1 pseudogene is annotated in these 252 nt (G+C 31.7%); it reads right to left on the bottom strand.

Annotated elements, in window-relative coordinates:
- Positions 1 to 59: 59 nt before the first annotated feature.
- Positions 60 to 252, bottom strand: a pseudogene (locus tag SB679_RS25465) (MFS transporter); the annotation flags it as partial.

Genomic DNA, 252 nt, shown 5'->3' with positions numbered 1-252 from the left:
AATAAAAAAATTGCACTCTCTTACGAAAGTACAATTTTATATTTTATTATTTAATTGAATTAATGCTTCACTGAAGATACGTCTTCAGGCTTATGCTTGTGTTTAAATAAAACAGCGAAGAATATAGCAAGAACCAATGAATAGATTGCAAATGCAAGCCATATCTGGTGCCAATCTTTTACCATAACAACAGAAGAAAGTGTACCATCAGAGTTCACCACTGCATTAAAGCTATTTTTCAGAATTTCCAGG

It is taken from the genome of Chryseobacterium sp. SIMBA_029 (assembly GCF_046535275.1).
In the GTDB taxonomy this organism is placed as follows: Bacteria; Bacteroidota; Bacteroidia; order Flavobacteriales; family Weeksellaceae; genus Chryseobacterium.
Note: the sequence above shows the minus strand (reverse complement) of the source record. Positions and strands in the feature narration are given on the sequence as shown.